Source organism: Bradyrhizobium sp. C9 (assembly GCF_002532045.1).
Classification (GTDB): Bacteria; Pseudomonadota; Alphaproteobacteria; order Rhizobiales; family Xanthobacteraceae; genus Bradyrhizobium.
In genome coordinates this window covers 119,339-131,128 of the sequence record NZ_NWTG01000012.1, presented here as the reverse complement: position 1 = coordinate 131,128, position 11,790 = coordinate 119,339, and the positions used below count along the sequence as shown (strand labels likewise).

The window sequence follows — 11,790 nt, the reverse complement described above, 5'->3', positions numbered from 1 at the left end:
GCCGCTCGCCGAGCTTCAGCCCCGCGCGCCCGATTTCACCGGCTCGGTCAGGAAGCGTCCGCTCGATCGCATCAGCATCGGCTCTTCCATGGCATCATCGGCAGGCTGCTTGTCTTCCAGCATCGCTCGCAAGCCTGTTATCGCCTGGGTCATGCGCTCGGCGAATTTGGCGGCGGCACCATCGAGGAACGCCCTGTCCTTCGGCTTCGGCTTGGCGATCCGCAGCTCGAAACGGGACGTTCCGTCCGGGCCGTCGAGAACGGCGCGGGTCATGATGATGCGCGGCGCTCCGGGCACCGGCAGCGTGATCCCGACCGTGAAATAATCGTCCGGACGCCAGTCGAGCGTTTCCTCGACGTTGGTATGGTTGCCGTGCGCGCAATGGTTTTTGGTGCCGACACCGCGTCGCCCCTTGCCTGACTCCTCGATGATGTCGTCGGCGTCCCACCATTTCCGCCATTGCCCGGGCACGGTGATAAACTCCCACACCGCTTGCCGCGGCGCGGCGATGTCGAACTCCAGGATCGCGTAGGCGTCTTCGCGCGTCACCTCCATCCGCGTTTGCGCGTCGTCGTGCTGCCACGCCGCTTCGAGATCGCGCACCCACAGCGTCACATCGCCGATGATGTCGATGGTCTCCTGATGCGGGACGAGACCTTGCGCCACCGGATCGACGCCCATGGCGCGGATCGCCGCGTCGCTGTAGAGCGCGTAGGCCCGACCGTCGAGCTTCTCGCCCACCGTGTTCTTCAGCAGCCGGTGGACCAGAATGACGTCGCGCCCGGCGAGTTCCTCCCTGCCGCCCATCTTCTGCTTCACCATCTCGCCATGATGGACGACGAACTTGAAATCGAGATCGCCCATCGCGACGCAGGCCTTGCACTCGCAGGTCGAGGCCTGGCGAACGTCGCGCAGCCGCCGGCGGAATTTGAGATAGGCGCCCTCGATCGCGTCCTGCAGCAGCGAGCCGTCGATTGCCCCGGTCGAGTAGACGAACGCTGCGTCACCCTCGAATTTGGCGAGGCGAAATGGCGGGCGCAGCCCTTTCACCACCACGTCCATGAAATCGGCGATGATATCCTGCGCATGGTCGAGTTCGACCGCCGCGAGGAAATTGGTGTAGCCGGAAATGTCGGCAATCGCGAAATATGCCGCTTCAGCCTTCGGAAGCATGGGGACCTCCCGCGCAATCTTTTGGTGACGATGACGAAACGCAGTCTGTCATACCGCAGCGCTCGAGGTCGAGGGCCGTTAGGGCGCGGTGAGATTACGTCGAACAGCTGCCGCGAGCGCACTACGCTCCCCCTCCCCGTTCTGACGGGGAGAGGGTTAGGGCGAGGTGAAGCCACCGCGGGCTACCCGCCGCTGATCTTCTCCAACACCGGCAGCAGATACGTTGCGAACTCGCCTGGGTTCTCGCTCATCGGGAAATGCCCGAGGCCTTTCATGATGGTGGCCTCGCTGCCGGCAATGCTGTTCGCCACCGCCAGCGTCTCCTCCGGCGTGCAGGAATAATCGTACTCGCCCGACAGCAGGAACAGCGGGCAGCGTCTGGTGTCGATCTCGGCGATGCGGGCGCGGATATCGCCGTCGATCTTGTAGAAATAGAGGTCGCCTTTGAACACGCCGGGCCCGCTTTGCATGTAGTGCCACAGCGTCTCCCACCGCTCTTTGTCCGGCGCGTCGGGCCCGACCAGGCCCGAGACGATCGCGGCCGCGACCTCGCCGCCATGCACGTCCGGCCGGTGCAGGAAATTCAGGTCGTAATACGGATCGACATGCGCGCCGGCCTGCAGGCCGATGATCGCGCGGAAGCGTTCGGGATGTTCGAGCGCGAGATGCAGCGCGATCCGGCCGCCGATCGAGCAGCCGATTACGATAGGCCTGTCGAGGTCGAGCGCCTCCATCACGGTCAGGATCATCGCCGTGTATTGCGCCGAGGTGAGCTGGTACTCCTCATCGTGCCAGCCCTCGGGCGGCGACGACTTGCCGTGCCAGGGCATGTCGAAGGCAATGACGCGATGGTTGCGCGTGACGCTGACATCGTTCATCAGGCCGCGATATTGCCGCCCGTCGGCGCCTGCGGTGTGCAGGCAGAGCAGCGGCGTGCCCTCGCCCGCCTCCTCGACATAGACGCGGTGCGCCCGGCCCGACAGCTCGAGCTGCATGTAACGGCCGATGATCGGCTCGAACTTGGCGCTCATGCGGCCGCTCCCTCGCGGCGCAGCTTGCCGAGCGCCTCCTTGAAGTAGCGCAGGTTCGCCATGAAGATCTGCAGCTCGCCCTCGGCCTTCAGCACGCGGCGCTTGATCAGCGCCATCAGGTCGTTCGAGCCCGGCGGCGGCCGCTGTTCGCAGAACCGGTCCCATTCCTCGTCCGAGGTGCGCAGCGCAAACGACGACGACGGCATCACGAACGGGCCCTTGGTCACCGCGACGATGCGGCCCTCATGGATCGCGATCAGCCAGGCGGCCTTGCCGATCTCGAGCAGGAATGTCGTTGTCAGAAAGCGGCCGCGCCGCACCAGGCCGGCGTCGCAATTGACCCGTTCCTTCAGCATCTCGATCATGTCAGCTCCACCCCGATGGCGGCCCATCCGCGCAAGCCGCAGCGGGCACCTGTTCTGCGGCAATGATGGAAGGAATGGCTGGCTCGTCAATCGATGCCGGCGTCGCGCGGCTACGGCGTTTTCGCGTGGGCCGCTACATACAGATTTCGGCTGGGGCTAAATTATTGCCTGGAGCCAGATTTTCCCTAAAGCCACGACCAGACCAGCGCCACGTTGGCGGCGCAGGCTGCGAGCAGCGCAACCGCAAGCGCGAGATGCACGCGTTCGTAGGGGGGCTGGTGGATCGCTCTCATGGCTCGGAGCATCCGGCGATTCTACCCGGGGAGTCCCGGGGATTCTTTTTTCCGGGGTTTACCGCTCATTAAGGACTCAGGCTCCACCAGCGAAAGGTCCGAAATGACTCATGTTTTCAGATGCTTGCCGCGGATCCTCGTTCACGGTTCCGTGATCGGAACGGCGATCTGGCGTGAAACCCGGAACGGCCCTTGGCGTTGTCGTCGGTTGTTTGGGGAAACGACGAATGCCGTACGCGCTGTTCTATCAAGACGCCAAGCTGAGCAAGGCGTATCCGACCGAGGCCGACGTCTGGAAGCTTGCCCGGAAATCGGGCCTGGTGGTGGATACCGTTTCCGAGGAGGAGAAGGCCTCGCCGCGCCCGGTGCTGGACAATGACTATGAGATCCGGCCCTGCCAGCTCGAGCCGAACGAGGACCCGGTCAAGAACAAGGCCGATGCCGATCGCGAAGCGCGTCTCGAGCCTCGGTTGAACTGAAGGACGTTGAACCGAGGGACAGCGGATCGTCCGGTGCGCATGGGCGGACCGGATGCCGATGCGGCCGTCGTACTGCCCCTACGGCGTCGCCGTCGCCAGCGACGCCTGTTCGGCGGCGAGCGACACGCAGATCTTCCGCCGATGCAGACCGCGGATCGACCCGGTCACCTTGAGCACCTTGCCGGCCATACAGGAGGCGTCCTGCACGAAGACGACCTCGTAGGGCGCAAGCGCCAAGGGTTCGGATTTGAGGATGGTCTGGGCAAAGCACGGCACAGAGACCGCAGAGATGATCAGCCCTAACGCAAGACTACGCATGTTTGTTTGTCCACCAGCCCGGCGATCCCACAATAGCGCATCACGATGAAAGTTCCGTGCAATGCAGGAATTATTTTTTGCATTGCACGATCAGGCGTGAATATCGGCTGAACAAGCAAGCGTCAGGCCAACAAAAAAGGCCGACCCGAAGGTCGGCCTTTCGATCTAGACGATGCGAAAACGCGATCAGTAGCGGGAGCCCACCGGACCGCCCCAACCGAAGCGGTAGTTGACCCCGAGCTTGACGGTATGTTCGTCGTTCCGGAAGCTCGCGCCGACAATGTCGGCCGGACCGCTGGTGAACGTGGTCTTGCCGAAATTGTAGTACTGGTACTCGGCCTTCGCCGACCAGTTCGGGGCGAACATGTATTCGAGGCCCGCGCCGACCGTGTAGCCGTCCTTGTGGCCGCCATCGGTGGTGAAGGCCGCCGGCACGCCGCCGACCGACGCCGTGATGTTGTTGTTGTCACGCCAGGCATAACCGCCCTTGGCGTAGAGCAGCGCCGGACCCCAGGTGTAGCCGAGCCGACCGGTCACCGAACCGAGCTGGTCGGTATTGCCGGTCACGACCGTTCCGGCGGGGAACACCAGGCCGTTGTTCGTGGAGCTCGGCAGCCAGGAGTACTGCGCCTCGATACCCATCACCCAGTTGGGCGCGAACTGATAGTCGAAGCCGCCCTGCACGCCGCCCATGAAGCGCGCGTCGCTGCCCATCAGATTGGTGCCGTCGGTGAACGCGCCGCCGACATGGCCGCCGATGTAGAAACCGGTCCAGTTGTAGACGAGCGCCGGGGCGGTATAGGGCGGCGGTGCCTTGGTATAGGTGCGGGCCGGCATGTCAGCCGCAAATGCCGGGCCCGCAAGGGCGGCCAGCGCGACTGTGCCGAGCAAAAACTTCTTCATCTTTGATCCCCGTTACGAACGCTGCGCTGTTAAGACAAACAACGTGACGTCAATTAGGTTGCTTTGGGGCAATGCCTGACCTGTGATGTTTCCGAGCTGTGACGGGGTCGCAACAACGCCCGTTGGTTCCTTGGCACGGAAGGTTTTTTCACCGGTTAAGCGGCCGTATTTCGGCTGTATGTAAGTCGCAAACGGCTAAGGTGAAGTTCAGCGCTCCCCGAAAAGTGATCGGAGTTCGCTAACAATCTGCTCGGGCTTGCTGCCGCGACAAGCCGCCGCGTGTCAGCGCGACATCTTTTCCAGATCGGGAAAGGCCGCGTAGGACACGCCGGCGCAGGCCTCGGCGGCATTGTCGAGGATGCGGTCGAGCCGGCCGTCGACGAACAGGACGCCGCGTTCCCGGGCCGGGCGGTAGTTGCCGTCGGTCTCCCTTGCGCTGTAGCGCAGGCAGACCACGTAGCGCAGCCGGCCGCCGACCGTGCGCTGCACCGGCTCGGCGATCCCGCCTTCGCGGACCCCGACCGGATTGTTCAGATAGGTCCGCATGAAGGCCAGGATCTGGTCGCGGTACCGGTCCGGGAACGGCTGGTTGGCGACGCCGCGATCGTCGGTAAAGGTGGTTGAGCTGCCGCCGTCATCGCTCGTCAGGCAGCCGGCGAGCGGAATCGAGAGCAGCAGGATCGCCGCCAGCCTTGATGAAGTCCGCAAAGTCAGCTGTTTCATGGGTCCCCGGTGGCGTCTCATAAACCGCCCGGCGGGGAATTCGCAACTCGGTTGTTCGAGCCTGCAACGGCAACGTCCGGCTCTCAACCGAAGCCCGGACGCACTCCGGCCCGCCGCCATTGGGGAAGCAATGGACGGACGGGCCGGTTCTGCATCCGTGCGCAAAGGCTTTGCCTTTGTCGCTGAGGGCGTAGCGGGGCAATGTGGATCGAACGACGCCCCTCGGATCAGCTTCAGTCGCGCTTGATCAGCCGCGCTTGGCCGGCACGACGTGCTTGGTGGCGACCTTGGCGTGGACGTGCCTGGTCGCGTGCTTCGGCGCCTTCACCTTCAGCATGCCCATGTGCTTGTGGTGGCGGTGATGGCGATAGTGCTTGTGGTGCATCTTGGCGTTGGCGTTGCGCACCTTCGACGGCAGCTGCTCGCTCTTGATGACGGGGGCGGCCTTGGTCGCCGGGGCGGTCGTGGTCGTCGGCGCCGGGGTTGCAGTCTTGCCGGCCTCAGCGGCGAGCGCGGGCGCTGCGATCACGGAGATGGCGAGCAGCGCGGCGGAAATGGTCTTCAGCATGGTGGTCTCCTCTGCGGGATCGAGAGGTCTCCGGCCGGATGGTCGGCCTCACCGATCAATGCACGTGACCTTATGGGCCGCGCACTGAACCCGTTCTGAAGGACATGGACGGAATTCATTCATGTGAATGACATCTTGGTCATGTTGGCCGCCCCTGCCGCCGATCGCGGGAATCACGCAATCGTGGCGTCGGCCGGGAATGTTCTGCACCCTCGGGTGTTCAAGTCAGCAGGCTCGGGTGTAGGATTACCGAGCACGATCAGGAACGATCAGGAGCAACCAGGAATGAGCAGGACGACGAAGATTTTGGGCCTCGCAGTGCTCTCGATGACGCTCGCCGCCGGGCCGGTCATCTCGGCCTACGCCGCAGGCGGCGACAATCCCTCTCCGCCGGCTTCCGACAGCGGCAGCAAGGGCAAGAAGGCGAAGAAGGACAAGAGCTCGGCGATCGATGATCAGAAGTTCCTGGCCGGCTATCACGCCGCCTATGCCACCATCTACGACAAGCACGACTATACCGCCGCGATCGAGCAGTTGAAGGCGCTCGGCCAGGATGACCGTGCCGACGTCGCCAACCTGATCGGCTATTCCTATCGCAAGCTCGGCGACTACAAGGTTTCGCAGATCTGGTACGAGCGCGCGCTGAAGGCCGACCCGGCCCATGTGCGCACCTGGCAGTATTACGGCCTCTGGCAGGTCGAACAGGGCAACCGCGATCAGGCGCAATACCACCTGAACCGCATCGCCCAGCTCGCCGGCACCAGCAGCGACGAATATCGCTCGCTCGCCGCCGCGCTGGAGAAGCCCCCGGGCACTGGCCTGGTTTACTGAGCGAACCAACGATCTTCTTGATCAAGCCGGCGTGATCATTCAGGCCCGCCGGCTTTTGCTGTGCCGTACAGCAGGATGGGTGGAGCCAGCCTACGGATAATGCTCGAGGCGTCGGTCAGGCTTTTGCGGACGGCTGGCGCCGACCGTGTTGCCGGCCGTGACATCCCCTGGCTTCGCCGGGTGCGCGGCCTTCGCAGTCGGCGGGCCGGCGTCACCGGTCTGCTTGCCGGTGTTGATCGCCTGGCCGGTGGTGACGTTGGCTGCCTGCCCGGCTCCCGCCGAGCCGGCCGACGGACCGGAGCTCTGCGCCAACACGGTTCCCGATAGCACCAAAGCCGCCATCAGTATTGCCGCGTTGACTGTCATGGAGGGGGCCTTCTGCGCACGAATGATGCACAGCAACGCGCCGCCGCCACAGACGTTCCCCCGGGCCCAACTTTTAAGGTAAATGTGAGGCGAATTCTGAACACCCTACCCTACCGCTGACGGAAGCTGCGTTCTTCTGGGGCTGCCGGCTGCATCAGCCGACAGCCCAACCAGGTGACGCGGGCGTCGGCTCACTTCGCCTTCTGGATCGTGGTGACGGTGTAGCCGCCGTCACCCTCCTCGGCTTCGAACTTGACCTTGTCGCCGACCTTGACCTGCTTGAGCAGTGCGGGATCCTTGACGCGGTAGACCATCGTCATTGGCTCATCCATGCCGAGGCTCTTGGCCGGGCCATGCTTGAGCGTGATCTTAGCCGCGCCCTCGTCGATCTTCTTGACCTCGCCGTTGATGGCTGCGGCCTGCGCGAAAGCGCCGCCCAATGTCACCGCCAGCACAGCTGCAGCTGCAATCCGGATCATCCTGTTCATCTTTGTCTTCCCTTCTTTTGTTGCTGGTCTCATTTCACGATGACGCGGCCGGTCATCCCGTAATCGCGGTGATCGGGGATCAGGCAGGAATATTCGAAGGTTCCCGCCTTGCTGAACTTCCAGACGATCTCCGCGGTCTTCTTGGGCGCGAGACGGACGCCGTTCGGATCGTCATGCTCCATATGCGGATGCTTCTTCATCACTTCGGCATGCTTCAGATTCTCCTCGGTGGTCGCGAGCAGGAATTCGTGATCCTCGGTGCCGACATTCTTGATCACGAAGCGGATCTGTTCGCCGCGCTTGACCTCGATGCGGAACGGCGTGAACTCCATCTCCTTCATCTCGACCTCGACCGTGCGCGACGGCTTGCTGGGATCACCGGGCTCGCCGGCCGAATAGGATTGGTGATCATGTTTTTCGTGACCGCGCGACGGCGCCGCGGTGATCGACAGCGCGATGAGGGCGATGCCGATGGTCGTGAAGTGCTTCATGGGACTCTCCATTCCGTGTTTGATGGTTGCGTGTGGTGGGAAGGCGCGTTGATCCGCTACATCTTCATTCCCTTCATCGATGGTTTGCCCTTCTGCGCAGGAGCCGCCGGCGGCTGACGCGCGGGCTCGGCGGCGGGCGCCTCGACTTCATAGGCGACGGTGCCCGGCGGATAGTTGTAGGGACCGGGATCGGTGTAATCGTCGCGGCCGAGGCCCTCGCGGATCTTCATCACCGTGAACATGCCGCCCATCTCGATCGGCCCGAATTGTCCGGTCCCCGTCATCATCGGCAGGGTGTTGTCGGGCGCCGGCATCTCCATGTTGCCCATCGCCATCCCGGTCGATCCCATCACCATCGCATCGGGCGCGAGCTTGCCGACCGCCTTCGCCAGATCCTGGCGCGACACACCGATGAAATTTCTGACGTCGTGGCCCATCGCATTCATGGTGTGGTGCGACTTGTGGCAATGGAACGCCCAATCACCCGGATTGTCGGCGAGCATGTCGAACGCCCTGACGGCGCCGACCGGCACGTCAGTGGTGGTCTCCGGATATTGCGCGCTCTGCGGCACCCAGCCGCCGTCGGTGCAGGTCACCGCGAAATTGTGCCCGTGCACATGGATCGGATGGTTGGTCATCGTCAGATTGCCGATCCGCACGCGGATCTTGTCGCCGAGCCGGATCGGCATCGGATCGATGCCGGGATAGACGCGGCTGTTCCAGGTCCACATGTTGAAATCGGTCATCTCGTTGACCTTCGGCAGATAGGTGCCGGGGTCAATGAGGTAGCTGCTCATGATGAAGACGAAGTCGCGGTCGACCGGACGGAATGCCGGATCGCGCGGATGCACGATGAACATGCCCATCATGCCCATCGCCATCTGCACCATCTCGTCGGAATGCGGGTGGTACATGAAGGTCCCGCTGTTCTTCAGCTCGAACTCGTAGACGAAGGTCTTGCCTGGCTTGATGTGCGGTTGGTTGAGACCACCGACGCCGTCCATGCCCGATGGCACGATCATGCCGTGCCAGTGCACCGTGGTATGCTCGGGCAATTTGTTGGTGACGAAGATGCGGACCTTGTCGCCCTCGACCGCCTCGATGGTCGGTCCCGGCGCCTGGCCGTTATAGCCCCAGAGATTGGCCTTCATGCCGTCGGCGAACTCGCGCACCACCGGCTCGGCGACGAGATGGAATTCCTTCCAGTCGCCGTTCATCCGCCACGGCAGCGACCAGCCGTTGAGCGTCACCACCGGCCGGTAGTCCGGCCCGCTCGACGGATGCAGCGGCGGCTGCATCACGGCCTTGTCCATGGTCGGCGCCTCCGGAATGGCGGCAGCCTGCACGCGGCCGCTGACCGCGCTTGCCGTGACGAGCGCCGCGCTCCCCAAAAATCCTCGACGTGAAAACATCTACGTCTCCTCTCAATGATCGCCGGCCGCGGGCGCGGTCGAGGCGATGGCGGATGGTGTCGACGGCGCGGCCGAAGCGCCGCCGCCGTTGATCGCGGTCTGCAGGTCGGATTGCGCCAGCCAGAAGTCGCGTTTGGCGTCGATCGCTGCGCGCAGCGAGCCGAGCCGCTGCCGGGCTTCGGTCAAGAGCGCGAACACGTCGACCTGCATGCTGGAGAAGCGCAGCTGCATCTCCTCGGTGATGATCTGCCGCAACGGCAGCACCTCGCGCTGATAGTGGCTCGCGATGTCCCAGGTCGAGCGGTAGACGCGGTAGGCGTCGCGCGCTTCCGAGCGGACGTTGATCGCCTTCTCGGTCAGGCGGTTCATCGCCTGCCGGTAGGTTTCCGCCGCCTGCCGCACCCGCACCTCGCCGCCGTCGAAGATCGGAATCTGGAACTGGACATCGAACCCGCGCTCCTTGAAGGGCGGCCCTTCCGGATCGCGCGTCCGCCGGTCGATGCCGGCGACGTCGAGCAGTGTGACGAAGCGCGTGGCCTCGGTGAGATCGAGCGCCTTGGCAAGCGCTACGATCTCCATCCGCGCAATCTGCAGATCGACGCGATGACCGACCGCGGCGACCTCGATCGACGGCTGTTCCAGCGGCCGCTTCGGTAGCGCCGGCAACCGGTTCGGAATCCGGAAGCCGAGATCGCCGTCCCACAATCCCAACAGACGCGCCAGCCGCTCGCGCGAGCTCGCCGCGTTCTGCCGCGCGCTGGCGAGGTCAGCGGTGATCTCGGCGTAGAACACCTGCTCGCGGGCCTGGTCGAGCTTGTTCATGCCGCCGGTCTCGCCGAGCTTCTTGGCAAGTTGCGCGGTTGATTCGGCGGTCGCCTTCGCGTCCGTCAGCAGCGCGACCGTCTCGTTCGCGGCCACCGCGGCGACATGGCTGCGCCGCACCTCGGCGGCGAGCCGCAAGGTGGCGAGCGCGGCCCTGAGCTGCGCCTGACGAAAGCGCTCGCGCGCAATCTCGGAACGGGCCGGCAAGGTCGCCAGCGCCAGGATGTCGCCGACCACCTGCCGCTCGACCTCGCTGGCGCCGTTGCCGGTGATGCGGGACACCGAGAAGGTCGGATTCGGCGGCAGGCTGTCGGCGACGAGATCGGTCTCCGCCAGTGCCAGCTCGTTATAGGCGGCCTGCAAGCCCTTGTTGTTCAACAGCGCGAGCTGGACGGCGGCATCCGCCGTCAGGCTGCGCGCCAGCAGCCGCTTCACTGCGGCATCGACGGTCGCGGCCTCGTCCGCCGAGCGAACGAAGGCGACGTCCTTGCCGATCGCCTTTTCGGTCACGTCGGAGACGACGCCAATGCCGCTGTCGGGCGAGAACGAGGCGCATCCCGCGAGCGCGGATGTCAGCAGCAGGATCGGCGCAATGGCCAGATATCGCATGGCGCCCTCCTACCGATCCGATTTGTGGTCGGAATTGGTTTGCGGCGTCACGCCATCGTTGCGCTCGCGCCAGGGCAGCGGCGTCGCCGGGCGCAGGCTCTCGTAGGGCGCGATCGTCGAGCGGTAGCCGACGCTGGCCGTGCGCGCCGACGGGTTTGCAGGATCGCCGGCGATGGCGACCGGCCGACCGTCGGCCATGCAGCCGGCGAGCGACGCGGCGGCGACGACGGCGGCGATCCGCGATAGAAGTATCGATTGCGCGCGCAGGCCAAGCCGTGCGGCCACGGCGCCGAGCCTCGCCCCGAGATGCGAAAACATGGATCTGTCCCGATCATCAAATGAATCACAGGCATGCGCACGCGAGCGCGCGGCGCAGCCACGATGTCAGCTGAGGATCAGGCGATGGGGGGACGATAGAGCCGTGCCGGCGCCTCGCCGCGCAGGCTCTGGAAGACTTCAGCGAGACGATTGGCGATCGGGTGCAAAGGCCCGGCGACGAGCGGAAGATCGGCCGGCAGCGCCGACACGCACATCAAGGCGCAGCACGGCCCCGGCGAATTCTTGCCGTCATGGCTGTGCTTCGCAGGTGGTTCAACACCACCAGCTGCGTGATGCGTATGCATGCCACCATGATCGTGCGCGGCATGATCGTGGGCGGCAGCTTCGGCATGCGCCATCGGCATCGATGCATCGTGCACATGCACCGCCACCGGCTGGACCTCATCGGTCAGGCACGGGAACGGCGCTCCGAACGCGAGCGCGAGGGACGGCGCGAGCACGCAGAACAGATAGGCCAGGATGATGGAACATCCCGCCCGCACCCGCCCCGACTTCGTCAACCGCACCAACACCCGCTTCGCATCTCCGACCATCGGCAAGCTAACCGCAAATCAGCCCGCCGCAAACCACCACCAGCTA

16 protein-coding genes are annotated in these 11,790 nt (G+C 64.5%); 2 read left to right on the top strand and 14 right to left on the bottom strand.

From position 1 onward, the window contains the following. Positions 1–15 precede the first annotated feature (15 nt). The 3 genes from CO675_RS23470 to CO675_RS23460 all read right to left on the bottom strand — a co-directional run bounded on the left by CO675_RS23470 (position 16) and on the right by CO675_RS23460 (position 2,569). Entirely contained in the window at positions 16–1,173 is a 1,158-nt protein-coding gene (locus tag CO675_RS23470) for a DUF2652 domain-containing protein (protein WP_097674211.1), read from the bottom strand. Between the two features lie 182 nt (positions 1,174–1,355). Then, complete coding sequence (locus tag CO675_RS23465; protein WP_097674210.1) at positions 1,356–2,204, bottom strand: alpha/beta fold hydrolase; 849 nt, start codon at positions 2,202–2,204, stop codon at positions 1,356–1,358. Further along, positions 2,201–2,569 carry a hypothetical protein gene (locus CO675_RS23460; RefSeq protein ID WP_245452876.1) on the bottom strand — a complete coding sequence of 123 codons (369 nt, stop codon included), beginning with the start codon at positions 2,567–2,569 and terminating at the stop codon, positions 2,201–2,203. Before CO675_RS23460 ends, CO675_RS23465 begins: the two co-directional genes overlap by 4 nt. Before the next feature lie 520 nt (positions 2,570–3,089). Between CO675_RS23460 and CO675_RS23455 the strand changes: the two genes are divergently transcribed. Beyond that, complete coding sequence (locus tag CO675_RS23455) at positions 3,090–3,341, top strand: hypothetical protein (protein WP_097674209.1); 252 nt, start codon at positions 3,090–3,092, stop codon at positions 3,339–3,341. Between the two features lie 78 nt (positions 3,342–3,419). Here the strand turns inward: CO675_RS23455 and CO675_RS23450 are convergent, their stop codons facing one another. From CO675_RS23450 to CO675_RS23435, 4 genes are all read right to left on the bottom strand, one after another. Continuing rightward, a complete protein-coding gene (locus CO675_RS23450) occupies positions 3,420–3,659 on the bottom strand; it encodes a hypothetical protein (RefSeq protein WP_097674208.1) in 240 nt (79 codons plus the stop codon). 186 nt (positions 3,660–3,845) lie between these two features. Then, positions 3,846–4,562 carry an outer membrane protein gene (locus CO675_RS23445; RefSeq protein ID WP_097674207.1) on the bottom strand — a complete coding sequence of 239 codons (717 nt, stop codon included), beginning with the start codon at positions 4,560–4,562 and terminating at the stop codon, positions 3,846–3,848. Positions 4,563–4,844: 282 nt separating this feature from the next. Further along, positions 4,845–5,285 (bottom strand): hypothetical protein, encoded by a 441-nt coding sequence (locus tag CO675_RS23440; RefSeq protein WP_245452875.1) that lies wholly within the window; start codon positions 5,283–5,285, stop codon positions 4,845–4,847. 247 nt (positions 5,286–5,532) lie between these two features. After that, on the bottom strand, positions 5,533–5,853 hold the full coding sequence (locus tag CO675_RS23435; protein WP_245452874.1) for a His-rich protein BRANT: 321 nt from the start codon (positions 5,851–5,853) through the stop codon (positions 5,533–5,535). 285 nt (positions 5,854–6,138) lie between these two features. On the opposite strand from CO675_RS23435, the gene CO675_RS23430 reads away from it, so the two are divergent. Beyond that, positions 6,139–6,684 carry a tetratricopeptide repeat protein gene (locus tag CO675_RS23430; RefSeq protein WP_097674206.1) on the top strand — a complete coding sequence of 182 codons (546 nt, stop codon included), beginning with the start codon at positions 6,139–6,141 and terminating at the stop codon, positions 6,682–6,684. 90 nt (positions 6,685–6,774) lie between these two features. Here CO675_RS23430 and CO675_RS23425 read toward each other — a convergent pair whose 3' ends face one another. The 7 genes from CO675_RS23425 to CO675_RS23395 form a co-directional block, all read right to left on the bottom strand. Continuing rightward, positions 6,775–7,050: a hypothetical protein gene (locus CO675_RS23425; protein ID WP_143279083.1), complete on the bottom strand. Its 276-nt coding sequence runs from the start codon at positions 7,048–7,050 to the stop codon at positions 6,775–6,777. A 191-nt stretch (positions 7,051–7,241) separates the two neighbouring features. Continuing rightward, complete coding sequence (locus CO675_RS23420) at positions 7,242–7,538, bottom strand: copper-binding protein (RefSeq protein ID WP_097674204.1); 297 nt, start codon at positions 7,536–7,538, stop codon at positions 7,242–7,244. Between the two features lie 29 nt (positions 7,539–7,567). Continuing rightward, entirely contained in the window at positions 7,568–8,029 is a 462-nt protein-coding gene (locus CO675_RS23415; protein WP_245452873.1) for a cupredoxin domain-containing protein, read from the bottom strand. A 56-nt stretch (positions 8,030–8,085) separates the two neighbouring features. Further along, entirely contained in the window at positions 8,086–9,441 is a 1,356-nt protein-coding gene (locus CO675_RS23410) for a multicopper oxidase family protein (protein WP_097674202.1), read from the bottom strand. 12 nt (positions 9,442–9,453) lie between these two features. After that, positions 9,454–10,872, bottom strand: a complete 1,419-nt coding sequence (locus CO675_RS23405; protein WP_097674201.1) for a TolC family protein — start codon at positions 10,870–10,872, stop codon at positions 9,454–9,456. A 9-nt stretch (positions 10,873–10,881) separates the two neighbouring features. Continuing rightward, complete coding sequence (locus CO675_RS23400) at positions 10,882–11,190, bottom strand: hypothetical protein (protein WP_097674200.1); 309 nt, start codon at positions 11,188–11,190, stop codon at positions 10,882–10,884. Positions 11,191–11,267: 77 nt separating this feature from the next. Next, on the bottom strand, positions 11,268–11,717 hold the full coding sequence (locus CO675_RS23395) for a hypothetical protein (protein ID WP_349644032.1): 450 nt from the start codon (positions 11,715–11,717) through the stop codon (positions 11,268–11,270). Positions 11,718–11,790: the final 73 nt, after the last annotated feature.

What these genes read in the sequence shown, in the direction of transcription:
- CO675_RS23430 (WP_097674206.1), top strand. Translation starts at nt 6,139, where the DNA reads ATGAGCAGGACGACGAAGATTTTGGGCCTCGCAGTGCTCTCGATGACG.
- CO675_RS23415 (WP_245452873.1), bottom strand. Translation starts at nt 8,029, where the DNA reads ATGAAGCACTTCACGACCATCGGCATCGCCCTCATCGCGCTGTCGATC.
- CO675_RS23405 (WP_097674201.1), bottom strand. Translation starts at nt 10,872, where the DNA reads ATGCGATATCTGGCCATTGCGCCGATCCTGCTGCTGACATCCGCGCTC.
- CO675_RS23420 (WP_097674204.1), bottom strand. Translation starts at nt 7,538, where the DNA reads ATGAACAGGATGATCCGGATTGCAGCTGCAGCTGTGCTGGCGGTGACA.
- CO675_RS23410 (WP_097674202.1), bottom strand. Translation starts at nt 9,441, where the DNA reads ATGTTTTCACGTCGAGGATTTTTGGGGAGCGCGGCGCTCGTCACGGCA.
- CO675_RS23425 (WP_143279083.1), bottom strand. Translation starts at nt 7,050, where the DNA reads ATGACAGTCAACGCGGCAATACTGATGGCGGCTTTGGTGCTATCGGGA.
- CO675_RS23400 (WP_097674200.1), bottom strand. Translation starts at nt 11,190, where the DNA reads ATGTTTTCGCATCTCGGGGCGAGGCTCGGCGCCGTGGCCGCACGGCTT.
- CO675_RS23450 (WP_097674208.1), bottom strand. Translation starts at nt 3,659, where the DNA reads ATGCGTAGTCTTGCGTTAGGGCTGATCATCTCTGCGGTCTCTGTGCCG.
- CO675_RS23440 (WP_245452875.1), bottom strand. Translation starts at nt 5,285, where the DNA reads ATGAAACAGCTGACTTTGCGGACTTCATCAAGGCTGGCGGCGATCCTG.
- CO675_RS23460 (WP_245452876.1), bottom strand. Translation starts at nt 2,569, where the DNA reads ATGATCGAGATGCTGAAGGAACGGGTCAATTGCGACGCCGGCCTGGTG.
- CO675_RS23435 (WP_245452874.1), bottom strand. Translation starts at nt 5,853, where the DNA reads ATGCTGAAGACCATTTCCGCCGCGCTGCTCGCCATCTCCGTGATCGCA.
- CO675_RS23470 (WP_097674211.1), bottom strand. Translation starts at nt 1,173, where the DNA reads ATGCTTCCGAAGGCTGAAGCGGCATATTTCGCGATTGCCGACATTTCC.
- CO675_RS23455 (WP_097674209.1), top strand. Translation starts at nt 3,090, where the DNA reads ATGCCGTACGCGCTGTTCTATCAAGACGCCAAGCTGAGCAAGGCGTAT.
- CO675_RS23465 (WP_097674210.1), bottom strand. Translation starts at nt 2,204, where the DNA reads ATGAGCGCCAAGTTCGAGCCGATCATCGGCCGTTACATGCAGCTCGAG.
- CO675_RS23445 (WP_097674207.1), bottom strand. Translation starts at nt 4,562, where the DNA reads ATGAAGAAGTTTTTGCTCGGCACAGTCGCGCTGGCCGCCCTTGCGGGC.